Origin of the sequence: Pseudonocardia kujensis (genome assembly GCF_021283305.1) — a bacterium.
GTDB classification, from domain to species: domain Bacteria; phylum Actinomycetota; class Actinomycetes; order Mycobacteriales; family Pseudonocardiaceae; genus Pseudonocardia; species Pseudonocardia kujensis.
The window spans coordinates 1-24,032 of the sequence record NZ_JAJSOK010000032.1 but is presented as its reverse complement, the minus strand read 5'-3'; the positions used below and the strand labels follow the sequence as shown (position 1 = coordinate 24,032).

The following is a 24,032-nucleotide window of genomic DNA, read 5'->3' as shown; positions in this document are numbered from 1 at the left end:
CACCGACGAAACCGGCGAAGCCGCCGGCGCGCCGCCCCGAGGTCGGCGCGACCCCCGCCGAGGCCGCGCCCGCCCTCCTTCGCCGCCGCCGGCGCCTGCGCCGAACCCGGGACCCGGCCTACCCGTGCCGCTTCAGCTCGTGGAAGAACCCGTCCACGACCTGCAGCTCCCCCGCCTGCACGATCCGGTCGTAGACGTACTTGCCGACGGCCAGGTCCAGCACGCCCAGCCCGAACGGCGAGAAGACCACCGTGCCCTCGGCCGGCACCGACGCCCGCCCGGAGAGGACGTCGTCGAGCGTCCCGGCCAGGAAGTCCCGGTGCCCGAGCCGCTGCTCCACCAGGTGCGGCGAGGTGTCCGCCTTGAGGCAGTGCTCGACGTCGTCGACGAAGTTCGTCGCCTCGAGGAGGATCTCGGGCGCGAGGTCGCGCAACGACACGTGCAGGACCAGCGGCCCGTGGTCGAACCAGGAGACCTCGGAGACGTGCGGGGTGCCGGCGATCGTCGCGAAGACCACCAGGTCGCTGCTCCGGATGAGCTCCTCCGGCGTGTCGTACAGCGTGACCCGGCCCGGCGTGCCGGTGCGCTCCAGGTGCCCCCGGAACCCGGCGGCGCTGTCCGCGGAGAGGTCGAACACGCCGATCTCCTCGAACTCCCAGCCGGTGCCGGCGAGGAAGGTCTGGATGTAGCGCGCGATCAGGCCCGTGCCGAAGAACCCGACGCGGGTCGGTCGCTTGCGGCCCTCGCTCAGCCGGTCCGCCGCCAGCGCCGCCGAGGACGCCGTGCGCGTGGCGCTGATGATCGAGCTCTCCATGCACGCGAACGGGTAGCCGGTGTCGTGGTCGTTGAGGATCAGCACGGCGGAGGCGCGCGGGATCCCGGCCTGCACGTTGCCCGGGAAGCTCGAGATCCACTTCAGCCCGTCGACGGCCGACGGCCCGCCGAGCGAGGCCGGCAGCGCGATGATCCGCGAGGTCGGCCGGTCGGGGAACCGCAGGAAGTACGACGGCGGGTTGACCGTGTCGCCTGCCCCGTGCAGCCGGTAGGTGGCCTCGACGAGGTCGGTGATCTCCCGTTCCCGGCCCTGCAGCGCCCCCTGGACCTGGGCCCCGGACACGACGGCGAAGGGCGGGACCGTGAGCCCGGCTCCGGTCGGCGCCGCGGCGGGGTCGACGGCCGTCACCGGGCACCCCCGGTGGGGGCGCAGTCGGCGAGCTTGACCGAGTCGGCCAGGCCCACGAGCACCTGCCGGTCGCCCTGGTAGGCCTCGCGGCTGTGCGCGCACCGGACGTTGTCGACGAGCAGCAGGTCACCGGCCTGCCACGGCTCGCGCAGCGTGTGGGCGGTGTAGACGTCGTTGATCAGCGCGATCACCTCGGGGCCGATGGGCTCGCCGTTGCCGAACCTCGTGGTGAAGGGCAGCCCGTCGGGGCCGTAGGTGTCGACGAGGAACTCGCGGACGTCCGGGTCGAGGGTGAACTCGTTGAGGAACGCGATCTGGTTGAACCAGCAGCGCGCCCCGCTCACCGGGTGCCGGACGACGGCGAGCCGACGCTGCCGGGTCTTGAGGCCGCCGTCGGTGGTCCACTCGAACTCGATCGCGTTGGCGCGGCAGTAGGCCTCGACCGCGGCGCGGTCGTCCGTGCCGAAGGCGTCGGGCCACGAGGCGCCGATCTCGTCGTTGTAGGTGCGGGTGAGCATCCAGCCCTCGCGCTCGAAGCGGGCGACGAGGTCGGCGGGCAGCGCCTCGAGCACCGCCGCCGCGTCGGACACCGTGGTGGCGCCGCCGGCGGCCGGCGGGTTGAGGCACGCGAACAGCATCAGGCCCGGGAACTCGAGGGTGTAGCTGAGCTCGTGGTGCATGCACATCTGCTGGTTGGCCGGCCACGAGGTGGACGAGTGCACGCCGTCGCCGAAGTGCTGCCGCGGCGCGAAGGCCTCGCGCTCGCCGAGCAGCGTGGTGGTGAGCCCGCGGAACACGGCCGCGGTGGCCGCCCAGTCCTGCAGGCCGAGGCCACGGACGTACAGGTGCCCGTACTGCGCCACCAGGTTCCGGACGGCGTCGCGGTTCTGCGCGGCCCACGCGGCGGGCCCCTGCGGTGCGGTGGTGGTGAGGACGACGGGCCCACCAGGACGCTGCGTGAGGTCCAGTGCGGGTGCGGGCTGGGTCATGTCGGTTCCTTCCGAGGGTGTGTTCGTCCGGTCAGGAAGAGGCGGCGCGGGCCGCGTCGAGTACGACGGCGGCCGCCTCGTCGGGTCGGCTCCGGAGGAAGTGGTGGCCGCCCCCGTCGAGCTCGCGGGTCTGCACCTCCCCCGCCAGCAGCTCCCAGTCCCGGCGGCGGGACTCGTCGGCCGTGCTCGGGTCGTCCGCCGCCCGGACGACGACGACCGGCGCGCTGACCTTGATCCCGGAGGTGGCGGCGTCGGCCAGGTACCGGTGCGCCTCGATGCAGTCGTGGCGGTACGCCGCCGCCACGCGCTGGGCCCCCTCCGTGTCGAGCTGGTCGAGCTCCGGGTACAGCCCGGTGTCGCGCAGCCGGTCGACCAGCGCGGCGTCCGAGCGTCCCGACAGCTCGACGATCCCGTTCCGGCGCGTCGTCGGGTCGCCGAGCTGCTGCGACGAGAGCACGACCAGCTCGACGCGCACGCCCCGCTCGTCCAGCGCCCGCGCGGCGGCGACGGCGTACGCCGTGCCCGAGGAGTGCCCCCACAGCAGCACGCGGGTGAGCTGCCTGGCCGTGATCTCGGCCGCGACGCGCTCGACGATCTCGGCCAGCGGCACGAACTTCTCCGTGGCGGAGGGGTCGTGGCCGGGCGGCTCGACGCCGAACACGGTCATCCCGGCGAGGTGGGCCGCCACCGGCCGGAAGTTGACGGCGTTGCCGCCGGCAGGCGGGAAGCAGACCAGCGCCCGGCCCGGGTCGGTGCCGGTGACGAGGGGCTGCAACAGCTCCGCGGGCGCGGCGGCCGCCGCGGGGTCGACGGCCTCGGCGGGCGCGTCGAGCAGCGTCGCGAGGTCGGCGAGCACCGGGTTGCGGGTGATGTCCTTGAGCGACACCGCCCGGTCCAGCGCGACCGCGAGCTTCACCGCGGACAACGACGAGCCGCCGCGGTCGAAGAAGTGGTCGTGGCGGCTGATCTCCGCCTCCGGCACCCCGAGGATCTGCGCGAACGCGGCGGCCAGTCGGCGCTCGGCGGGGGTCTCGGGAGCCTCGTGGGCGGCCGCCGCCGGCTCCTGCCCCAGCTCGGCGGCGAGCGCCGTCAGCACCTTCTTGTCGATCTTGCCGTTCGCGGTGAGCGGCAACGGCTCCCGGCGGTGGAACGCCGCGGGGACCATGTAGACCGGCAGCGTCCGGGCGAGCCCGTCGCGCAGCAGGTCGACCGGCAGGTCCTCGGCCGCGGCGTAGAAGGCGACGAGCTGGGCCCCGGCGCCCGGCCGCTCGGCCACGACCACGGCCCCGTCGCGCACCCCCGGGATGCCGAGCAGCGCGTTCTCGATCTCGCCGATCTCGATGCGGAACCCGCGGATCTTGACCTGGCTGTCCCGGCGGCCGAGGAACTCGAGCTTGCCCTCGGGCGTCCAGCGGCCGTAGTCGCCGCCGCGGTAGAGCCGCTCCCCCGGCACGTGCGGGTCGGTGAGGTAGACCGCGCGCGTGCGCTCCGGGTCGTTCACGTACCCGCGGCCCACGCAGACCCCGGCGAAGCAGATGAGGCCGGGCGCGCCGAGCGGAACCGGCTCGAGGTTCTCGTCGGTGACGTAGACGCGCACGTTGCGCACCGCCGGGCCGAGCACCACCTTGGCGGGCGCGGACCGCATGACCTCGTGGTTGGTGTCGTCCGACGTCTCGGTCAGGCCGTAGGCGTTGACCAGCGACACGCCTTGCACCTGCTCGAAGAAGCGCTGCGCGAGCTCGGTCTTCAGGGCCTCTCCGGTCGCCGAGACGCACCGCAGGTCGGGCAGCTCCCGGCCGGTGCGCTCCAGGTAGGACAGCACGACCTCCAGGTAGGACGGGACGAGCTGCACGACCGCGACCCGCTCGTCGACGACCGTGTCGACGAACCGCTCGACGTCGAGGATCGAGTCCTGCGGCACGACGACGGTCCGGCCGCCGACCAGCAGCGCCGACACCAGCTGCCAGAGCGAGATGTCGAAGCACTGCGGGGCGGTCTGCGCCACCACGGCGCCCTCGGCGATCTCGAGGTCCTCGATCTTGGCGAGCAGGTGGTTGAGCATCCCGGCGTGCTCGCACAACGCGCCCTTGGGCTCGCCGGTGGAGCCGGACGTGAAGTAGACGTACGCCGCCTGGTCGGGGCCGACGGCGACACCGAGGTCGCTCCCGTCGGCCTCCTCCGCGAGCGCGCCGGCGAGGGTGAGCACGCGGACCTCGGGCAGCGCGTCGAGGGCGCGGTCGAGGGTCTCCGTGCTGCCCGGCTCGGTGACGACGAGGGCCGCCTCGGCACGGGTCAGCGTCTTCAGGATGCGCTCGGCCGGGAAGTGCGGCTCGATCGGCAGGTACACCCCGCCCGCCTTGAACACGGCCAGCACGGCGGCCATCCAGTCGAGGTTCCGCTCCGTCACCACACCGACCACGCCCTCGTGCTCCAGGCCGTGCGCCCGCAGCGCGCGGGCGAGGCGGTTGGCGCGGTCGTTGAGCTCGGCGTAGGTCCAGCGCACGTCCCCCTGGACCGCGGCGACCGCGTCCGGGTGCCGGCGGACGCGCTCCTCGACCAGCTCGTGGAAGCGGCGGTCGGGCAGCGGGCGGATCGGCCCGGCCAGGCCCTCGAGCTGGTGGGCGCGTTCGGGGTCGGAGAGCAGCGTCGACGCCGAGTGGTCGGCGTCGGGGGTCTCGGCCAGCTGTGCAAGTGCGGCGAGGTGGTAGCCCGCGATCCGGGAACCCGCGGCGGCGTCGAGCACGTCCGTGCGGTACCGCAGCTGCAGCACGCCGTCGCGGACGCCGACGGTGAGCACGACCTCCCCCGCCGGCTCCGGCGCGGTCCCGGCCGGGTCGACGACGGTCTCGAACACCGGGCCGGCCACACCGAGCTCGGCGCGCAGCGCCTCGACCGGGAAGTCCTGGTGGGCCCGCAGCTCGGCGGCGGCCAGCTGGGCGGCGTCGCGCAGGGCGCGCCACGAGCCGGGTTCCACGGGCAGGCGCAACGGCAGCGCGCCGGCCGGGGTCGCCAGCCCGGCGACGGTCTCGGGCTCGCCCGACAGCGCGGCCAGCACCTTCGCGTGCGCGGCGACCAGCGCGGCCTCGGACAGGGTCTCGGACACGGGCCCGGGCAGCGGCACCTCGACCGTGCCGGCGCCGGGGCGGGGGTCGAGGGTCCAGCGCGGGACCGTCGTGCGGCCACCGGCGGTCAGCGCCGTGGTCCACCAGACCCGGGCCGGGCTGCCGGGGGCGCAGGTCGGGGCGGCGGTGGGCGAGGTCATCAGGGACTCCGGGGTGAGGGTGGTCGGGGTGAACTGCGGGACCGGGGTGATCGGGCCGGTCGGTGTGGGCGGGGTCGTCATCGGACGGGCTCCTCGCGGGCCGTGAGCAGGGCGGCGGTCCAGTCGGACGCGGCCGCGTCGGTCGGGGGCGGCAGGGCCGGGGCGGTCGGGGCAGGAGGCGCGGGCGGCTCGGGCATCTCCCGGGCCGGGTTGCCGCCCCACCGCTCGCCCGCCGGGACCTCCTCGCCCTTCATGACGAAGGAGTCCGGGGCGATCTCCGCGGCGTCACCGATGGTGACCCCGTAGTGCACGAAGGCGGCGACGCCGAGGGTCACGCCGGCACCGAGGGTGATCCGGTCGGACTTGAAGGCACCGTCCTCCTGCGAGTGGCACTGCATGGTCGTGCCGAAGTTGAGCGTGCAGTCGTCGCCGATGGCGGTCAGGGTGCGCTCGGTGAGGCTGACCCCGTCGTCGAACACCCGCCGGCCCAGCCGGACGCCGAGCAGGCGCGTGACCAGGTTCTTGAACGGCGTGCCGCCGAGCTGGCGCTCCATCGGCGGGATCACGAGCTTCCAGAAGCGCTCGTGCCGCCAGAAGCGCACGTCGTAGATCGAGCAGGACTTCGGGCGGATCCGGCGGAAGCCGATGATCGCCCGCTCCCAGAACACGAACCAGACGATCGTGAACAGCAGGCTCGCGACCAGCTCCAGCCCGAACGCCACCATGCCGAACTGCTGGAAGTGGTCCAGGGCCAGCAGACCGAGCAGCAGCAGGCCGAGGACGTGGCCCCAGCGCACCAGCAGGGCGATGCCGATGGTGATCAGGTTGTGGAGGTTCTTGCGCCGCAGCCGGCTGCGGCGCTCGCGCGCGTCGATCTCCAGGACACGGTCGCGCTGGACCGTGCGCGGGATCTCGAAGGCGGGCGAGCCGAGCAGCCCGACGCCTTGGCGGACCGGACCGTCGATCGGCACCGCGACCTTGGTGGCCAGCAGGCAGTCGTCGCCGGTGCGGCCGCCGATCGGGTAGGCGATCTGGTTGCCCAGGAAGTTGTTGCCGCCGATGCGGACCCGCGTGGTGCGGAACGACGAGTTGGAGAAGTCGGCGTTGTTCACCGACAGCCCGTCGGCGACCACCGTGCCGCGGCCCACCGAGGTGAGGAACGGGGTCTCGTGCGCGACGGCCGAGCCGAAGTTCGAGCCGGTCTGCTCGACCTTCCCGAGGTCGTAGCCCAGCAGGTAGAGGTAGCCGACGATGAACGAGCTGTCGCCGAACAGGTAGGTGAGGGTCTTCACGTTCGTCAGGCGCGTGACGGTGCGGTGCAGGGAGTACCGCCACCCGTGGACCGGGTAGACGCGGTCGGGCCGGACGAACAGGGCCACCAGGCGGGGCAGCGTGATGACGACCAGCAGCCCCACGACCAGGCCCCCGAAGACGATGAGCGCCGAGTCGGCCACGGCCTCGAGGTAGAACGCGGCGGTGGTGTAGCCGACCGCTCCCGGGTCCAGCAGGGCCTGGAACTGCGGGACCGCGTTGACCAGGAGGAACAGGCCGCCGAAGCCCAGCGGCAGGTAGATCCCGAACAGCTTGACCAGTTGGCTCGTCACGTAGGTGACCTTGCGCAGCGCGCGGATCCGCACGGCCGGCACGGCGCGGAAGTCGGTGCCGGTGTCCGTCGGGACCGCGGGCGAGCCGTGCCAGCTCTGGCCCGCCGGGACGCTCTGCCCGCGGTGGAGCGACGAGGCATGGCCGAGCTGGGCGCGGTCGCCCATCGCCGTGTCGATGTCGAGCACGGTCTTCTCGCCGACGACGACGTCCCGGCCCAGCGTGACCCGCCCGGTCTGGATCCTCCCGGCGTGCGCGCGGCAGCCGAACAGGATCGCGTCCTTGCGGACGACGGTGCCCGAGCCGATCGTGAGCAGGTCGGTGCACACCGGCAGGTTGCGGGTCAGGATCACGACGTTCTTGCCGACCTTGGCCCCGAGGGCGCGCAGGTAGAGCGTGTAGAGCGGCGAGCCGACCAGCAGCAGGGCGATCGGGTTGGCGCGCACGAGCGTCCGCACCAGCCAGAACCGGAAGTAGCGCAGGCTCCAGACCGGGAACTCCTGCTCCTTCCAGCGACCGACCAGCAGCCACTTCGCCACGATCGGCAGCAGGCACAGCGCCAGGAACGCGGCCGCCCCGGCCTCGACCGAGCGCTGGTAGGTCTGGAGCAGGCTGGTGCTGGTGGAGATCCAGGTGTAGACCCGGTCCATCACGACGCCGGCGACGCCCGCGTAGACCAGGAAGGTCACCAGCTGCAGGAACCCGGTGAGGTAGTAGCCGAACGTGCTGTGCCGCACCGGGGTGACCGCGGCCGGGGCGACCTGGTCCGCCGCCGCGACGGGGGCGCTCGGCGCGGCCGCGGCGGCCATGCCGGCGACGGTCGGGTTGGCGTAGACGTCGCGGATCGAGATCGAGGGCAGGTCGTCCCGCTTGCGCAGCCGGGCGCAGAACCGGGTCATCACCATCGAGTCGGCGCCCAGGTCGTCGAACACGTTGCGGTCGGTCGCCACGCGCTCGACGCCCAGGACCTCCGCCAGCACCTGCGCGAGTCCCTGGACGACGTCGTCGCCGGCCGCCCCCACCGGGACGACCGGGGCGGCGACGGGCATCGACGGCGCGAACGCGGTGGCGAGCCCGGCGATCGTCGGGTGGGCGTAGACGTCCTTGATCGAGATCGACGGCAGGTCCGCCCGCTTGCGCAGCCGGGCGCAGAACCGGGTCATCACCATCGAGTCGGCGCCCAGGTCGTCGAACACGTTGCGGTCGGTCGGGACGTGCTCGACCGCCAGCACCTCGGCCAACACGCTCGCCAGCGCCGACGCGAGACCGGCGGTGGAGACCGCCTCGGTGGGTGCGGCGGGTGCCGGTGCGGCGCGTGTCGGCGCGCCAGGTCCCGGTGCGCCAGGGCCCGGTGCCTCAGGGCCCGGTGCCTCAGGGCCCGGTGCCTCAGGGCCCGGTGCCTCAGGGCCCGGTGCCTCAGGGGTCGGTGCCTCAGGGGTCGGCGCCGGACGCGCCGGACCGGCCGGCGGTGTGAGTGTGCTCGGGGTGAGCGTGCCCGGGATGAGCGGCACCGGTGCCGGAGCAGGCCGGGTGGGTGCCGCTGCGGTGGCCCGCGGGAAGGGCGTGGGTGCCAGCGGCGTGGAACGCGGGAACGGCGACGGCCGGGCCGGCGACGGCGGGAAGGGCGTCGGCGCGGGCCGCGGCGCGGGCGAGGGCGCCGAGGCCGGTCGCGGGTACGGCGTCGGCCGGGCCGGGGCGGGCGCGGCCGCCCGCGGGTACGGCGTCGGCCGGCGGGACGCCGAGGGCTGTTCCGCCGGCTCCGGGGCAGGGGCCGGAGCCGGCTCCGGCGCCACGGGGGCCGGAAGGGTCGGCAGTGCCGGTGGCGCGGTCGGCGGCGCGGTCGGTGGCGCGGTCGGCGGCGCGGCCGTCGACCCGATGATCTGGTCGAACGTCAGGACGTCCGGCTTCGGCTCGGGCCGCGGGGCCGGGGCCGGCGGGGTCGGCGGTGGGGCCGTCGAGCCGATGATCTGGTCGAACGTGAGGATCCCCGGCTCGAGGGGCGCCGCAGGCCGGGCCGGCTCGACCGGATCGACCGGCGTCGAGAGGTCGGCCGGCCACTTCGGCGCGGCCGGCGTGACGGGCTCGACGGGCGCGCCCGGCTCGACGGGGCCGTCGGTGTCCCCCGGCGCCGCCGGCGGCCGCAGCTGCTCCAGCTGCTCGTGCAGCCGCGCGTTCTCCGCCCGCAGCCGGGTCATCTCCCCGTCGCCCCGAGGCAGGGCCGCCCGGTCGACCCGCCCGTCGGGGGTGAGCGGGAGCGAGTCGAGCCGTTCCAGGCGGGCCGGCACGTGGTCGGTCGCCAGCCGCTCGCGCAGCCACGACCCGATCTCGCGCTCGGTCACGGCCGGGCTGTCGGCCCGCAGCGTGTAGAAGCCCACCAGCTCGGTGACCCCGGGCGCGGCCTCGCGCGGCGCCACGGCCGCCGACGCGACCCCGGGCACCGCGAGCATCACGGACTCGATCGCGGTGAGGTCGACGCGCTCCCCGTCGACGAGCGCCTGCAGCGTCGTCCGGCCGCGGTACTCGATCTCGCCGGCGTCGTCGACGCGACCGAGGTCGCCGGTCCGGTAGATCCGGCCGGACGGGTTGCCGGGGATGCCGAGGAAGTCGTCGACGAAGGCGTCGCCCGCGGGGTCGGGGAAGCCGCAGGAGAGGCCGAGCCCGGCCACACCGATCTCGCCGGTCTCGCCGTGCCGGAGCGCCCGCTCCGGCACCTCGGGGTCGAGGACGACGGTCGCGAAGGTCGGCAGCGGCACACCGATCGTCATCGGCTTGTCCGGGTGCGCCTCGGTCCAGGTCGCCGCGACGGTCGCGCCCGGCGGCACGTAGGCGACGAGGAACCGGCGGCCCGGCCGGTGCCAGCGCGCGACCAGGCTCTGCGGGCAGGCCTCCCCGGAGACCAGCAGGAAGCGCAGCTGGGGCAGGTCCGCCTCCAGCGTGGCCAGCACGGCCGGGGTGGTGCACAGCGCGGTGACCCGGCGCTCGGCCAGGACTGCGTGCAGCACGTCGCCGGTGAGGCGGGGACCGTCGGGGGCGGGTACCAGCGTGGCGCCTGCCGCCCAGGCCATCCAGACCTCCTCGATGCCGCCCCCGGAGAACAGGGCGCGGCCCTGGTACAGCCGGTGCCCCCGGACACCGAAGGTCTCGGACGAGACCCGGACGGCGTTGCACATGCTGCGGTGGTCGATCTCCACGCGCTCGAACCAGCCCGCGTGGCCGGGCACGTGCACGACGTACGCGGGCCGGTCGACGGGCTCGCCGCGCTCGGCGGGCTGCAGCCGCTGCGGGCTCATCTCCGCGATCAGGGCGGCGGCGTCGTCGACGGCCAGGATCTCGGTGCCGGCCGGCAGCGATCCGACCACACCGACGCGCCCGCGCAGGTCCGCGCGGGTGAGCACGAGCCGGGCCTCGGCGTCGGCGACGAGGTAGCCGAGCCGGTCCGCCGGCGCGTCGGGGTCGAGCGGCACGCAGGTGCCGCCGATCTTGAGCACCGCGAGCAGGGCGACATAGGTCTCGACCCGGACGTCGAACAGCAGCGCGACCCGGTCGCCGGGCCGGGCCCCGCGCAGGCGCAGGTAGCGGGCGAGCCGGTTGGCGCGGGCGTCGAGCTCGTCGTAGGTCAACGAGACGCCGGGACCGTCGACGGCGAGCTGTCCGGCGCGGCCGTACTCCCGGATCCAGTCGCACCGCTCCTCGAACACCGAGTCCAGGCGCTCGTGGCGGCGGACCCGCCAGCCCTGCGCCTCGTGCCGGTCGACGAGGACCAGCTCCGAGAGCAGGGCCGGCGGGCCCGCGGGGGCCTCCGCCGGGGCGTGCCCCGGGGTGGGCGGCAACAGTGCCATCTTCTCAGGCCACCAGGCTCTCGTCGGCCGGCTCGGCGGCGAGCACCTCGTCGCCGAAGTTGTCCCGGACCCAGTCGGCCCGGTACAGGGTCTCCAGATAGCGTTCGCCCAGATCGGGGGCGAGCGTTACCGACGTGAGGTGCCCGGCCGAGTTCTGGTCCAGCCAGGCCTTCGCGCCGCTGACCACCGTGCCCGTTGATCCGCCGAAGAGAAAGCCCTTTCTCGCGATCCGGTGACACATGGAGATCGCGTCGGTCTCCTCGACGAACACGACGTCGTCGATGTAGGACCGGTCGAAGATGTCCGGGACGACGCTCGTGCCCAGGCCGGGGATCATCCGGCGCCCGGCGGGCTGGCCGAAGGTCACCGAGCCGACGGCGTCGACGGCGACGATGTGCACGTCGGGCCGGTACTGGCGGAACCAGCGGGCGCAGCCCATCAGGGTGCCGGTGGTGCCCGCGCCGACGAACAGGACGTCGAGCTGCGGGAACTCCTCGGCGATGGCCGGCGCGGTGGTGCGGAAGTGCGCCTTCCAGCTGTTCGGGTTGCTGTACTGGTTGAGGCAGTGGGCCCTCGGGTCGGCCGCGAGGACGGCCCGCACGTAGGCCTGGCGCGCGCCGAGGAATCCCTCGGGGCCGGCCTCGCGGATCACGCGGACGTCGGTGCCCATGGCCTCCATCAGCGCGATGGTGGCGGCGTTGCAGCGGACGTCGGTGACGCAGATGAAGCGGTAGCCCTTGTTGGCGGCGATGATGCTCAGCGCGACGCCGAGGTTGCCGGACGACGACTCGACGAGCGTCGAGCCCGGCCCGATCTCCCCCGCCCGCTCGGCCGCCTCGACCATCGAGGCCGCGGCCTTGAGCTTCACGGAGCCGGCGAAGTTGAAGCCCTCGCACTTCAGGTACAGCTCGTGTCCGACGATCGAGCGGAGGTCGACGAACAGACGCTCCTCGGTGAACTCCTGCGGCCCGGTCACGATCGGCATTGCTGTCTCCCCCCATCGAGCAGCCTCGACGCTGCATCTCCCCCGGTTCGTCGTCCGCCGTTGGTGCGGTTCGACGGGAACGAGAATGCTCTGGGGAGAGCCCTGGGACATTGGGGCAGATACCCGAGGTGGCGGAGTGATCCCCCTGACCCCACCGGGGGTTGACCCCCGGTCCTCCGGGGGCCCCCTCCCTCGCCGCGCGGACCGCGGAGCCCGACCCTTCTCGGCAGCCCGCCTCAGCGGGTGAGTCACCAGCGCCCGCCGGAGCGGGCCCGTCGGGGGAGGACACCATGTCCGGAGGGAACGTCGCAGGAGCACCGCAGCCGCCGAGCCGCGTGCGGCTCGGCCTGGCCACCGGGGTGCCGTTCGGCCTGTTCTGGGGCGTGCTCGTGGCGCTGCAGGGCGGACCCGGCGCCGACGCCGGACCCGCCGGCTACGGGATCCTTGCCGGGGCGTCGATCGTGGCCGGGGCGTTGTTCGGGCTGGTCATGGCGCTGGTCCTCGGTCACCTGCAGGACCGGGCGGCCCGGCGGACCGGGACGGCCGGCGTGGTCGCGCAGTCCACCGTGCGCGCCGCCGTGTCCGGGCCGGAGGTGCTCGCCCGCGTCGGCGAGGCCGCCGCGCTGCTGCCCGGCGGGCGGGTGACGGCCGTCGACGCCGACCGCGCCCTGCTGCGGACCGGCGTGACCTGGCGCAGCTGGGGCGAGCGGATCGAGATCGAGGTGCGGCCGCAGGGGCCCGCCTCGCGGGTGGTGCTGCGCAGCCGCCCCTTGGTCCCGTTCACGCTCGTCGACCAGGGCCGCAACGCCGAGAACGTGGCGCGGCTGGCCGACTGGGTGGCGGGCCTGCCCTGACCCCGTTTCACCCCGTCGTGTCCGGGTAGGACCTCACGCCCGGACGACAGGACGGAGGGTCGACGCCCGTGGACCACACGCAGGCACCGGTGCTGGAGGCCCTCGAGGCCTACCACCGCGAACGACACACGCCGTTCACGCCGCCCGGCCACAAGCAGGGCCGCGGCGCCGACCCGCGCGTACGGGCGGTCCTCGGCGAGGCGGTCTTCCGCGCCGACGTCCTGGCCTCCAGCGGGCTCGACGACCGGGCCTCGTCCGCCGGGATCATCGCCCGTGCCCAGGAGCTGATGGCCGACGCCGTCGGCGCCGACAACGCCTTCTTCTCCACCTGCGGGAGCTCCCTGTCGGTGAAGAGCGCGATGCTCGCCGTCGCCGGCCGGCACGGGCGGCTGCTGGTGGGACGCGACGTGCACAAGTCGGTGATCTCGGGGCTGGTGCTCTCCGGGCTGCAGCCGGTGTGGGTGCACCCCCGCTACGACCGCGACCAGCACCTCGCGCACCCGCCCTCGCCCTCCGACGTCGAACGGGCCCTCGACCGGGACGCCGACGTCGCCGGGGTGCTGATCACCAGTCCGACCCCGTACGGCACCTGCGCCGACATCTCCGCCATCGCCGAGCTGTGCCATGCGCGCGGGCTGCCGCTGCTCGTCGACGAGGCCTGGGGTGCGCACCTGCCGTTCCACGAGCGGCTGCCGACCTGGGCGATGGACGCGGGCGCGGACCTCTGTGTGGTCAGCGTCCACAAGATGGGCGCCGGGCTGGAGCAGGGCTCGGTGTTCCACCAGCAGGGTGACCTGGTCGACCCGACCTTCCTCGCCGCGTGCGCCGACATGTTGGCCACCACCAGCCCCAACGTCCTGTTGTGGGCCGGCATCGACGGCTGGCGCCGGCAGATGGTCGAGCAGGGCCACGAGCTGCTGGGCCGCGCGCTCGACCTCGCCGACGACGTGCGCGCGCAGGTGGCCGCCATCCAGGGCCTGCAACCGTTGCGCGACGAGCTGATCGGCGTGGAGGCCTCGCACGAGCTCGACGAGCTGAAGGTGCTGATCGACCTGTCCGAGCTGGGGATCAGCGGCTACCAGGCCGCGGACTGGCTGCGCGCCCACCGTGCCGTGGACGTCGGGCTCTCCGACCACCGCCGGATCGAGGCGCAGCTCTCGCTGGCCGACGACGCACAGACGGCCGGGACCCTGCTGGAGGCCCTGTCGGCGCTGGCGAAGGCCGCCGACGGGTTCCCGGACCCCGCGCCGGTCCACCTCCCGGGCCCGCAGGCCCTGGAGACCGAGGCGGTCATGCTGCCGCGCGACGCCTTCTTCGCGCGGCTCGAGGACGCCCCGCTGCGCGAGGCCGAGGGGCGGATCTGCGCCGAGCAGGTCACCCCCTATCCGCCGGGCATCCCGGTCCTGCTGCCCGGCGAACGGATCACCGGGGAGATCGTCGACTACCTCGCCACCGGCGTGCCGGCCGGGATGGTGCTGCCCGACCCGGCGGACCCGCAGCTGGGCACGGTCCGCGTCGTCGCGCGCTGAGCGGCGCCGGGGACCGAATGTCCGTTCGCCCCGCCCCGGCGGCCGGCTCAGGCGGGCGGGATGATCCCCTCGGACACCATCCGGACGACCTCGCCCGGCAACGACCCGGAGCCGGGGCGCCCGGGCCGGTACCACTCGATGATCGAGTTGACGGTGCCGGAGAGCAGGCGGGCGGCGAGCGAGGGCTCCACCCCCGCCCGGACCTCGCCGTCGGCCACCGCCTCGGCGACCAGCGAGGCGATCGTCGCGTCGAACGCCCGGCGCCGGGCCAGGGCCCAACGCTCGGTCTCGGTGTTGCCGCGCACCCGCAGCAGCAGGGTGACGTAGGGCAGCTCGGAGCTGAGCACCTCGACCTGGCGGAAGATGATGTGCCGCAGGCGCTCCAGGGCGGTGCCCTCCTGTGCCGCGCGCTCCTCGAGGATCCCGAACAGGCCGTCGAGCGCACGGCTCAGCGCGGCCCGCAGCAGCTCCTCCTTGCCGCTCACGTGGTGGTAGAAGGAGGACTTCGTGATCCCCGCCGCGCGGGAGAGGTCCTCCATCGAGGTCGCGTCGTAGCCGCGGGTGTTGAACTCCTGCACGGCCACCGCGAGCAGCGACGCCGCGTCGTACACCGGCCGGCGCGCGCCCGGCGCCCCCCGCGCACGGCGGGTGCGCGGCGGCGGGCCCGGCGGGACGGGCGGCTCGGACGGCGCGGCGGTCATCGGCCCTCGAAGACGGGCCTGCGCTTCTCCAGGAACGCCTCCACGGCCTCGCGGTGGTCGCGGGTCACGCCGAGCCGCGCCTGCCCCTCGCCCTCGTTGGCCAGCACGGTGTCGAGCGAGGACACCGCCCCGATCGCCACCGCCTTCTTGATCTCGGCGTAGGCGAGGGTCGGGCCGGCGGCGAGCCGGCGCGCCAGGTCGAGCCCGGCGCCGAGCACCTCCTCGGCCGGGACGACCGCCCTGACCAGGCCCGACGCGAGCGCCTGCGCGGCGTCGAAGGACTCGCCGAGCAGCAGCAGCTCGGTCGCCCGGGCGGCGCCCAGCGAGTGCACCAGGCTGGCGGAGAGCCCGGAGTCCGCGGTGAGGCCGATCGCGGAGAAGGCGGTGGCGAAGGTGGCGGTGTCGGCCGCGACGCGCAGGTCGCAGGCGAGCGCGAAGCCCAGCCCCGCACCGACCGCGCCCCCGTTGAGCGCGCACACCACCGGCTTCGGCATCGTCGCGATCGCCCGAACGATCGGGTTGTAGTGCTTCTCGACCGTGTCGAAGGAGGTCGCGGCGTTGCCGCGCAGCGACTCGACGTGCTCGCCGAGGTCCTGCCCCACGCAGAACGACTTGCCGGTCCCGGTGAGCAGCACGGCGCGGACGGACTCGTCCGACCCCACCCGCCGCAGCGCCTCGAGCAGCGCTTCCTTGAGCTCGACGGTGAGCGCGTTCCGCTTCCGCGGCCGGTTCAGGGTGACGACCGCGACGGCCGCGTCCTTCTCGTCGGCGGTGACGAGGACCGCAGGGCCGTCGGGGTCGGCCGCACCACTGTTCGTCTGCACGGGCCTCATGCTAGCGCCCCCGGGAACCGAACGGTCGGTCGACGCACGGCGGCGGCGTGTGCGGAGGCGGGGGCGAGCCGCGGCGCAGCCCGATGGGCGCCAGCAGCTCGAGATGGGCCTCGAGCGCGGTCGGCGTCGGCGGCAGGCCGACCTGCAGGTCGCCACCGAAGTACAGCTTCACGATCCCGCCCGCCGGCAGCCGCCCGGCCCGCTGCAGCGTGGCCACGTCCCGCAGGAAGCCCGGCTCGAAGATCGAGAAGAGGGGCAGCGCGCCCAGCTCCCGGGGTCCGCGCACAGGTACTCGGTGCCGGCGACCGAGTTCTGGTACGGCTCGCCCGCCGCGGGGGCCGAACCCTCGCGGCCCGCGCGCGCCCCGACAACCCGTGTGATTCGCTACCGCGCGGTAACTCCTGCCTCCGGCAGGGGTGCACACTCGAACCCAGCACCAGCCCTCCAGCGAAGGAGTCACCCGTGCCCGAGGCAGTGATCGTCGCGGCCGCCCGCTCCCCCATCGGCCGCGCCCGCAAGGGCTCGCTCAAGGACATGCGCCCGGACGACCTGACCGTCCAGATGGTCCGCGCCGCCCTGGACCAGGTGCCCGCGCTCGACCCGAGCGAGATCGACGACCTGATGCTCGGCTGCGGCCTGCCCGGCGGCGAGCAGGGCAACAACCTGGGCCGCATCGTGTCCGTGCTGCTCGGCCTCGACACCGTGCCCGGCACCACGATCACCCGGTACTGCTCCTCGTCCGTGCAGACCACCCGCATGGCGCTGCACGCGATCAAGGCCGGCGAGGGCGACGTGTTCGTCTCCGCCGGCGTCGAGACCGTGTCCCGCTTCGAGAAGGGCAGCTCCGACTCCTGGCCGGACACGCACAACCCGCTGTTCGCCGACGCCGAGGCCCGTACCGTCGCCACCGCCGAGTCCGGCACCGACACCTGGACCGACCCGCGGCGCGACGGGAACCTGCCCGACGTCTACATCGCCATGGGCCAGACCGCCGAGAACCTCGCCCGCGCCAAGGGCGTGACCCGCGAGGACATGGACCGCTTCGGCGTCCGCTCGCAGAACCTCGCCGAGGAGTCGATCAGGAACGGCTTCTTCGCGAACGAGATCGCGCCGGTCACCCTGCCCGACGGCACCGTCGTCGACACCGACGACGGCCCGCGGGCCGGCGTCACCTACGAGGCGGTCTCGCAGCTCAAGCCGGTGTTCCGGCCCGACGGGCTCGTCACCGCCGGCAACTGCTGCCCGCTCAACGACGGCGCCGCGGCCCTGGTCGTCATGTCCGACACCAAGGCGAAGGCGCTGGGGATCACCCCGTTGGCGCGGATCGTCTCCACCGGGGTCACCGGCCTCTCCCCCGAGATCATGGGCCTCGGCCCGGTCGAGGCGTCGAAGCAGGCGCTGGCCCGTGCGGGGATGACCATCGACGACGTCGACCTCGTCGAGATCAACGAGGCGTTCGCCGCCCAGGTCATCCCGTCGGCCCGCGACCTCGGCATCGACCCGTTCGGCGACAAGCTCAACGTCCACGGGGGCGCCATCGCGGTCGGGCACCCGTTCGGCATGACCGGCGCCCGCATCACCGCCACCCTGCTCAACGGCCTGCGCGCCGAGGACAAGAGCATCGGCCTGGAGACCATGTGCGTCGGCGGCGGGCAGGGCATGGCCGTGATCTACGAGCGGCTCAGCTGAGAGTTGAACAGTCGTTAAGCTGCCCGGCATGGGCAGCATGGACGGCAAGGTCGCCGTCGTCAGCGGTGGCGCGACCGGTCTGGGCGCGGCGGTCGGCCGCCGCCTGGCCGGGCGCGGCGCCCGCGTCGCGATCACCTACTCCCGCAGCGCGGACGAGGCCGAGGCCACGGCCGAGTCCTGTCGCGCCCTCGGCGTCGACGCCGTCGCCCTGCGCGGCGACGTCGGCGACGACGCGGCCTGCCGCCGGGTCGCCGCGGAGGTCGCGCAGCGGTGGGGACGGATCGACGTCCTGGTCAACAACGCGGGCCGCACCCGGATCGTCCCGCACGCCGACCTCGACGGGCTCACCGCCGAGGACTTCGAGGCGACCTACCGCACCAACGTGATCGGCGCGTACCAGATGACCCGCGCGGTCGTCCCGCACATGCGGGAGCGCGGGTACGGGGCCGTGGTCAACGTGTCGTCGACCAGCAGCCTCGACGGCGAGGGCTCCTCGATCGCCTATGCGGCGTCGAAGGGCGCGCTCAACACGCTCACGGTGTCGCTGTCCCGGGCGCTCGCGCCCGAGATCCGGGTCAACGCCGTGGTCCCCGGCTTCATCGGCACCCGCTGGTTCTCCGGGCCGCTCGGCGACGAGGCCTACCAGCAGCTGGTCGGACGGGTGGAGCAGACCACGCCGCTGCGCCGCGCAGGCACCCCGGAGGACGTCGCCGTGGCCGTGGTGTTCCTGTGCGACGAGGGCGCGGAGCACATCACCGGCACCACCCTCGTCTCCGACGCCGGGGCGAGCCTCAAGCCCCGCGGCTGATCCGGCCAGAAGTAGGCGGTGCCGGGCTCGACGGGCTCACCGCCGAGGACTTCGAGGCGACCTGCACCATCGGCGATGGCATACCCACCGGGGCGGTCACCCCACCTCGCGGGTCCGCAGCACCGTCCGGAGGATCTTGCCGGAGGCCGACTTGGGATCACGGCACGGGAGACCGTCGGCTCGGTGTTGAGTGCCTGCCAGCTGTTGGGCCAGCTCGGCGCCGGGCGGCCGCTGATCACCCTCGCCGAGCTCACCGCGTCGTCCGGGCTCGACAAGCGACGGTGCACCGGCTCATGACCACCTTCGTGGCCGTCGACCCGGCGATCCGCGCGCGCTGCTGGCGGAGCCGCTGCCGGGGCGAGGTGGGTGGGCGGGGTCCGGCGGGGTCCGGCGGGGACCAGGCGGGTGCGGTCAGCTCTCGCGCGTGACGAGGGTGGTGATGCGGACCAGGGACGGAGCGGTGGGGGTGGAGCCGAAGCCGAACCGCACGGGCGGGTGGACCGGTCGCAGCGGACCCTGGTCCGCCCCCTCCCACCGGACGACGGCGGCGCCGAGGCGGTGCAGGTCGAGCGCGCCGTAGTACTCGGTGCGCCCGCCGCCCGCACTGCCGACGGTGCGCACGCCGGGCAGGACGCGGCGGGCGACGGCGTCGGTCGTCGCGATCCAGCGGGGCGCGGTGGCGAGCCGGCGCGGCACCGCGCGGAGCAGCAGGCCGAGCGGTGTCCGCCCGCCCACGCGGAACGCGCACTCCAGCGGCCCGGCGCGGACCTGCCGGCGGTCACCGCGGATCTCGTGGTCGACCGGGCCGATCCGCACCTCGTCGAACGTGTACGTGGCGGACACGAAGTCGGCCACGGCGCAGGACGGCGCGAGCAGGAGCCGGTGCCCGTCCGGCCGCTCGACCATGACGTCGGTGAAGGAGCCCAGCGGGGAGCGCGGCCAGTGCCCCACCACGACGCGGAGCCCGGCCGCCGTGCCCAGGCCGGCGATCCAGCCGTCGAACCGATCGATCACCCCACCTGCATACCCATCGCCGCCCGCGGGATGCTGGACGGGTGCTGGAGCTCGACCACCTCATCGCCTTCCTCCCCGGCCCCCCGGACCCGCCGGACGGGCTGCTGCTCGACGCGGGCACGCGGCACGTCGGGCAGGGCACCCGCAACCGGCGGGTCGTCTTCCCGCGGCACTACGTGGAGCTGCTCTGGATCGACGAGCCCGAGGCCGAGCGGGCGTCCGGGCTCGGGTTCGCGCAGCGGTGCGCCCGCACTGCGTACCCGTTCGGGATCGTCCTGCGCGGCACGGTGCCCGAGGGCCCCTTCCGCCGGTACACCGTGCCGGACGGGCCGACGCTCGCGGTGCACGAGGGCGACCCGGGCATGCCGTTCCTCGCGGTCGCCGAGCTGTCCGACGCCCAGCTCGCCGGCCTGTCCCACCCCGCCACTCCCCCGCACCCGAACGGCGCGGGTGGCATCGTCGCCGCCCGGATGACCGGGGCGGTCCCGCCGGGCCCGGTCCTCCCGGGCCTCTCGCTCACCCCGGACGGCGCACCGTCGATGCGGGTACTGCTCGACTCCGGCCCGCCGCTCGTCCTGACCTGAGAGTCCGGCGCCCGGCTACCTAGGCTAGTAGCTGCGCGGGAGCCCCAGGACCTGCGTGCCGATGTGCGCCAGGACCAGCTCCTCGGCGACGGGGATGTTGCGGGCGATCCGGGAGTCGCGGAACAGCCGCTCCACCGGGTACTCCTTCGAGTACGCCATGCCGCCGAAGGTCTGGAAGGCCTGGTTGGCGGCCTCCCACCCGACCTGCGCCCCGGTGAGCTTGGCGATGTTGGTCTCGGCATGGCAGGGCAGGCCCCGGTCGAACAGCCACGCCGCCTTGTAGGTCATCAGCCTGCCGAGCTCGGCCTTCGCCTTGATCTGCGCGAGCGGGAACTGTATGCCCTGGTTGGCGCCGATCGGGCGGCCGAACACGTGCCGCTCCTTCGCGTACCGCACGGCGACGTCGAGCGCGGCGTCGGCGGTGCCCACGCCGCCGGCCGCGGCGAGGATGCGCTCGGGGTTGAGGACGTCCCACAGCACGGAGAACCCGCCGTCGACCTCGCCGAGGACGTTCTCGGCGGGCACGCGCAGGTCGTCGAAGAAGACCTGGCTGGAGGTGACGACGTTGCTGCCCAGCTTGGGGATCGGGGTGTACTGCAGCGTCCCCGCGGCGACCGCCTCCTTGACGTCGACCAGGAACAGCGTGAAGCCGCCGGTCCGGGGCTTCGCCTCCTCGGCGGGGACGGTGCGCGTGATCGCGATCATCCAGTCCGCGTTCTCCAGCCCGGAGATCCAGATCTTCTGCCCGTTGATCACGAAGTCACCGCCGTCCCGGACCGCGCGGGTGCGGATGCGGAGGGCGTCGCTGCCGGCGTCGGGCTCGGTGAGGGCCATGCAGAACTGGGTGTCGCCGGACGCGAGGCCGGGCAGCAGGCGCTTCTTCTGCTCCTCGGTGCCGTGCCGGGCGAGCGTGGTCGCACCGAAGCCGGGGGTGAGGACGTAGAGGAAGATCCCGCCGGTGCCGCCGGACGCGGCCAGGGTCTCGCAGGCCACGGCCAGCTCGAGCATCCCCTGCCCGCCGCCGCCGTACTCCTCCGGCACGGTCAGCCCGATCCAGCCCCCGTCGGCCAGGTCCCTCCAGACCTCCCACGGGAAGCGGTGCTCCTCCTCCAGCCGCGACCAGTAGGCGTGGTCGTAGCGGGCGCCGATCGCGCGCACACCCTCCTGCACGGCGAGGGCGGTCTCGGGGAGGGTGAAGTCCACGGCGGTCCTTCCGGTCGGCGACGGTGCGCGGTGATCCCATCATCGCCGCGCGGGCGGCCCGATCCGCCACCCGTCACCCGGCCGCGCACCCGCCCGGCCCAACCGCCGCACCGCCGGCTCGCCCGGAGTGGCCGACGTCGCCCGGCCGGGTTAGAACTGTCTCCCGCTCGTCACGCACCGGAGGACACGTGCACATCTGGCCCGGCTCGCCCTACCCGCTGGGTTCCACCTTCGACGGCGGAGGGACCAACTTCGCGATCTTCTCGGAGGTCGCGGAGCGGATCGAACTCTGCCTGGTGAACGACGACGGCGTCGAGGAGCGCGTCGTCCTGCCGGAGCGCAACGGCCTGATCTGGCACGGCTACCTGCCGCGCATCGGGCCGGGTCAGCGCTACGGGTACCGGGTGCACGGTCCGTACGACCCCGGCGCCGGCCTGCGGTGCAACCCCTCGAAGCTGCTGCTCGACCCCTACGCGAAGGCGATCGACGGCGAGTACCGCTGGAACGAGGCGCTGTTCTCCTACCGCTTCGGCGACCCGAACTCCTACAACGACATGGACTCGGGCCCGTACGCGATGACCTCCGTCGTGGTCAGCCCGTACTTCGACTGGCAGGACGACCGCCCGCTGCGGATCCCGTACAACGAGACGGTCGTCTACGAGGCGCACGTGCGCGGCATGACCATGCGCCACCCGGACATCCCGAAGGACGTCCGCGGCACCTACGCCGGGCTGGCGCACCCGGTCATGATCGACCACTTCCGCAAGCTCGGGGTCACCGCCGTCGAGCTCATGCCGGTGCACCAGTTCGTGCACGACTCGACGCTGCACGACAAGGGCCTGCGCAACTACTGGGGCTACAACACCATCGGCTTCTTCGCCCCGCACAACGGCTACGCCTGCTTCGGCACCCGCGGGGAGCAGGTCGCGGAGTTCAAGGCGATGGTCCGCGCGCTGCACCGGGCGGGCATCGAGGTGATCCTCGACGTCGTCTACAACCACACCGCCGAGGGCAACCACCTGGGCCCGACGCTCTCCTTCCGCGGCATCGACAACCACGCCTACTACCGGCTCGTCGACGGCGACCCGATGTACTACTTCGACACCACGGGCACCGGGAACAGCCTCAACGTCCGCCACCACGAGTCGCTGCGGCTGCTCATGGACTCGTTGCGGTACTGGGTCACCGAGATGCACGTCGACGGCTTCCGGTTCGACCTCGCGTCCTCGCTGGCCCGCGAGTTCCACGCCGTGGACCGGCTGTCCGCCTTCTTCGACCTGGTCAACCAGGACCCGGTGGTCAGCCAGGTGAAGCTGATCGCCGAGCCGTGGGACGTCGGCGACGGCGGCTACCAGGTCGGCGGGTTCCCGCCGCTGTGGACGGAGTGGAACGGGCGCTACCGCGACACGGTCCGGGACTTCTGGCGCGGCGAGCCGGCCAGCCTCGGGGAGTTCGCGGCCCGGTTCACCGGCTCCTCGGACCTGTACGAGGCGGACAACCGGCGGCCGATCGCCTCGATCAACTTCGTGACCGCCCACGACGGCTTCACCCTCGAGGACCTCGTCTCCTACAACGAGAAGCACAACGAGGCCAACGGCGAGGGCAACCGGGACGGGGAGAGCCACAACCGCTCGTGGAACCACGGCGCGGAGGGCCCGACCGAGGACGTGCAGATCCACGCGCTGCGCGAGCGGCAGAAGCGCAACATCCTCACCACGCTGCTGCTCTCCCAGGGCGTGCCGATGATCGCGCACGGCGACGAGCTGGGCCGCACCCAGCAGGGCAACAACAACGTCTACTGCCAGGACAACGAGCTGTCCTGGGTCGACTGGGACCGCGCCCGCGAGCACGAGGTGCTCACCGAGTTCGTCGGCTGCCTCACGGCGCTGCGGGCGAAGCACCCGATCTTCCGCCGCCAGCGGTTCTTCCAGGGCCGGCCCATCCAGGGCTCGAGCATGGACGACATCGCCTGGCTGCGGCCCGACGGCGAGTACATGACCGACGAGGACTGGGACCGCGTGCGGGCCCAGTCGCTGGCGATCTACCTCAACGGGCAGGGCATCCCGGACCGCGACCACCTCGGCGTGCGGATCGTGGACGACTCCTTCCTGCTGCTGATCAACGCCCACCACCAGCAGGTCCAGTTCACGCTGCCTGGTGAGGAGTACGGCCGGGTGTGGGAGACGGCCGTCGACACCTCGGACCCGCTGCTGGCGAATGCCCGCCGGAGGACCCAGAAGGCCGGGGCGCGGCTGCGGGTGGCGCCCCGGTCGATGCTCGTGCTGAGGTGCGCCGTCCCGCCGTCCTGAATCGACATGTCGAAGTTGACATGTCGTGCTCGACCGGAGCAGACTCGGGACCTCCGACGGGGGTGGTGGCTCATGACCGGACAGGGCGGGACGGGGATCCGCATCGGCGACGACGAGCGGGAGCGCGGGGCGGCGAGGCTCGCCGCCGACGTGGGGGCCGGGCGGCTCGGCCTCGCCGAGTACGAGGACCGGGTCGGACAGGTCTACGCGGCGCGGACCCGGGCGGAGCTCGACGCGGTGTTCGCGGACCTGCCGGCGCCGCGCGCGGCCGCACGGCCGATTCCGGCCCGGCGCGTCCCGCCGCGGCCGTCGCGTGGCGCCCGCGGCCTCCCGATGGCCGCCGCCTGGGTGCCGTGGCTCGCGGTGAACGCGATCTGCCTGGTGGTGTGGCTGGCGACGTCGCTCGGCGCCGGGCACCCACTGCCCTTCTGGCCGATCTGGGTCGCGGGGCCGTGGGGCGCGATGCTGCTCCTCGGCACCCTGTCCGGGCACCGGGCCTGCGGCGGCCGCCGCCACTCCCCCTAGGAGACTGCTGAAAAGCTCGGGTGTCGGACCGCGAGTTGATCTCGGGCCGCTGGGACGATGTCCGGGTGCAGGGACGGTCTGATCCGCAGCGTGAGCTGCTCGATGTTGAGTCCGTGGCCGGGC

General features: G+C 73.9%; 17 protein-coding genes. 7 read left to right on the top strand and 10 right to left on the bottom strand.

Annotated features, from left to right (window positions below; genetic code table 11):
• Positions 1 to 118: 118 nt before the first annotated feature.
• The 5 genes from sbnB to sbnA are packed head-to-tail and all read right to left on the bottom strand — an operon-like array spanning position 119 to position 11,860.
• Entirely contained in the window at positions 119 to 1,183 is a 1,065-nt protein-coding gene (gene sbnB / locus LWC35_RS21645; RefSeq protein WP_232872006.1) for a 2,3-diaminopropionate biosynthesis protein SbnB, read from the bottom strand.
• Complete coding sequence (locus tag LWC35_RS21640; RefSeq protein WP_232872005.1) at positions 1,180 to 2,172, bottom strand: TauD/TfdA family dioxygenase; 993 nt, start codon at positions 2,170 to 2,172, stop codon at positions 1,180 to 1,182. The genes sbnB and LWC35_RS21640 overlap by 4 nt, the downstream gene beginning before the upstream one ends.
• Before the next feature lie 31 nt (positions 2,173 to 2,203).
• Positions 2,204 to 5,515, bottom strand: coding sequence for a non-ribosomal peptide synthetase (locus tag LWC35_RS21635; RefSeq protein ID WP_232872004.1), 3,312 nt, complete (start codon positions 5,513 to 5,515; stop codon positions 2,204 to 2,206).
• Entirely contained in the window at positions 5,512 to 10,875 is a 5,364-nt protein-coding gene (locus tag LWC35_RS21630) for a Pls/PosA family non-ribosomal peptide synthetase (RefSeq protein WP_232872003.1), read from the bottom strand. The genes LWC35_RS21635 and LWC35_RS21630 overlap by 4 nt, the downstream gene beginning before the upstream one ends.
• A 4-nt stretch (positions 10,876 to 10,879) precedes the next feature.
• Complete coding sequence (sbnA, locus tag LWC35_RS21625) at positions 10,880 to 11,860, bottom strand: 2,3-diaminopropionate biosynthesis protein SbnA (RefSeq protein WP_232872002.1); 981 nt, start codon at positions 11,858 to 11,860, stop codon at positions 10,880 to 10,882.
• Between the two features lie 290 nt (positions 11,861 to 12,150).
• Here sbnA and LWC35_RS21620 point away from each other — a divergent pair, with 290 nt between their 5' ends.
• Together LWC35_RS21620 and LWC35_RS21615 are read left to right on the top strand one after the other, a co-directional pair.
• Complete coding sequence (locus LWC35_RS21620) at positions 12,151 to 12,714, top strand: hypothetical protein (protein WP_232872001.1); 564 nt, start codon at positions 12,151 to 12,153, stop codon at positions 12,712 to 12,714.
• 68 nt (positions 12,715 to 12,782) lie between these two features.
• Positions 12,783 to 14,243 carry an aminotransferase class I/II-fold pyridoxal phosphate-dependent enzyme gene (locus LWC35_RS21615; protein ID WP_232872000.1) on the top strand — a complete coding sequence of 487 codons (1,461 nt, stop codon included), beginning with the start codon at positions 12,783 to 12,785 and terminating at the stop codon, positions 14,241 to 14,243.
• 47 nt (positions 14,244 to 14,290) lie between these two features.
• Here LWC35_RS21615 and LWC35_RS21610 read toward each other — a convergent pair whose 3' ends face one another.
• Genes LWC35_RS21610 through LWC35_RS21600 form a run of 3 tightly spaced genes read right to left on the bottom strand, consistent with a single transcriptional unit; the run spans position 14,291 to position 16,063 of the window.
• A complete protein-coding gene (locus LWC35_RS21610; RefSeq protein ID WP_232871999.1) occupies positions 14,291 to 14,944 on the bottom strand; it encodes a TetR/AcrR family transcriptional regulator in 654 nt (217 codons plus the stop codon).
• Positions 14,941 to 15,768 carry an enoyl-CoA hydratase/isomerase family protein gene (locus LWC35_RS21605; RefSeq protein WP_232871998.1) on the bottom strand — a complete coding sequence of 276 codons (828 nt, stop codon included), beginning with the start codon at positions 15,766 to 15,768 and terminating at the stop codon, positions 14,941 to 14,943. Before LWC35_RS21605 ends, LWC35_RS21610 begins: the two co-directional genes overlap by 4 nt.
• Positions 15,769 to 15,778: 10 nt before the next feature.
• Positions 15,779 to 16,063, bottom strand: a complete 285-nt coding sequence (locus LWC35_RS21600; RefSeq protein ID WP_232871997.1) for a hypothetical protein — start codon at positions 16,061 to 16,063, stop codon at positions 15,779 to 15,781.
• A 176-nt stretch (positions 16,064 to 16,239) separates the two neighbouring features.
• Here LWC35_RS21600 and LWC35_RS21595 point away from each other — a divergent pair, with 176 nt between their 5' ends.
• Together LWC35_RS21595 and LWC35_RS21590 are read left to right on the top strand one after the other, a co-directional pair.
• The gene (locus LWC35_RS21595; RefSeq protein ID WP_232871996.1) at positions 16,240 to 17,466 is read left to right on the top strand and encodes an acetyl-CoA C-acetyltransferase; all 1,227 of its coding nucleotides are present in this window, start codon (positions 16,240 to 16,242) and stop codon (positions 17,464 to 17,466) included.
• A gap of 28 nt (positions 17,467 to 17,494) precedes the next feature.
• Entirely contained in the window at positions 17,495 to 18,274 is a 780-nt protein-coding gene (locus tag LWC35_RS21590) for an SDR family NAD(P)-dependent oxidoreductase (RefSeq protein WP_232871995.1), read from the top strand.
• A 411-nt stretch (positions 18,275 to 18,685) separates the two neighbouring features.
• Here the strand turns inward: LWC35_RS21590 and LWC35_RS21585 are convergent, their stop codons facing one another.
• Positions 18,686 to 19,288 carry a hypothetical protein gene (locus LWC35_RS21585; RefSeq protein WP_232871994.1) on the bottom strand — a complete coding sequence of 201 codons (603 nt, stop codon included), beginning with the start codon at positions 19,286 to 19,288 and terminating at the stop codon, positions 18,686 to 18,688.
• Between the two features lie 41 nt (positions 19,289 to 19,329).
• On the opposite strand from LWC35_RS21585, the gene LWC35_RS21580 reads away from it, so the two are divergent.
• Positions 19,330 to 19,872 (top strand): VOC family protein, encoded by a 543-nt coding sequence (locus tag LWC35_RS21580; RefSeq protein WP_232871993.1) that lies wholly within the window; start codon positions 19,330 to 19,332, stop codon positions 19,870 to 19,872.
• A gap of 24 nt (positions 19,873 to 19,896) precedes the next feature.
• Here LWC35_RS21580 and LWC35_RS21575 read toward each other — a convergent pair whose 3' ends face one another.
• A complete protein-coding gene (locus tag LWC35_RS21575; protein WP_232871992.1) occupies positions 19,897 to 21,075 on the bottom strand; it encodes an acyl-CoA dehydrogenase family protein in 1,179 nt (392 codons plus the stop codon).
• A 188-nt stretch (positions 21,076 to 21,263) separates the two neighbouring features.
• Between LWC35_RS21575 and glgX the strand changes: the two genes are divergently transcribed.
• On the top strand, positions 21,264 to 23,384 hold the full coding sequence (gene glgX, locus LWC35_RS21570; protein ID WP_232871991.1) for a glycogen debranching protein GlgX: 2,121 nt from the start codon (positions 21,264 to 21,266) through the stop codon (positions 23,382 to 23,384).
• A 72-nt stretch (positions 23,385 to 23,456) separates the two neighbouring features.
• Entirely contained in the window at positions 23,457 to 23,909 is a 453-nt protein-coding gene (locus tag LWC35_RS21565) for a DUF1707 SHOCT-like domain-containing protein (protein WP_232871990.1), read from the top strand.
• Positions 23,910 to 24,032 lie beyond the last annotated feature (123 nt).

Coding starts and splice junctions, on each gene's coding strand:
- LWC35_RS21640 (WP_232872005.1), bottom strand. CDS start 2,172: ATGACCCAGCCCGCACCCGCACTGGACCTCACGCAGCGTCCTGGTGGG.
- LWC35_RS21635 (WP_232872004.1), bottom strand. CDS start 5,515: ATGACGACCCCGCCCACACCGACCGGCCCGATCACCCCGGTCCCGCAG.
- LWC35_RS21630 (WP_232872003.1), bottom strand. CDS start 10,875: ATGGCACTGTTGCCGCCCACCCCGGGGCACGCCCCGGCGGAGGCCCCC.
- sbnA (WP_232872002.1), bottom strand. CDS start 11,860: ATGCCGATCGTGACCGGGCCGCAGGAGTTCACCGAGGAGCGTCTGTTC.
- LWC35_RS21620 (WP_232872001.1), top strand. CDS start 12,151: ATGTCCGGAGGGAACGTCGCAGGAGCACCGCAGCCGCCGAGCCGCGTG.
- LWC35_RS21610 (WP_232871999.1), bottom strand. CDS start 14,944: ATGACCGCCGCGCCGTCCGAGCCGCCCGTCCCGCCGGGCCCGCCGCCG.
- LWC35_RS21590 (WP_232871995.1), top strand. CDS start 17,495: ATGGGCAGCATGGACGGCAAGGTCGCCGTCGTCAGCGGTGGCGCGACC.
- LWC35_RS21565 (WP_232871990.1), top strand. CDS start 23,457: ATGACCGGACAGGGCGGGACGGGGATCCGCATCGGCGACGACGAGCGG.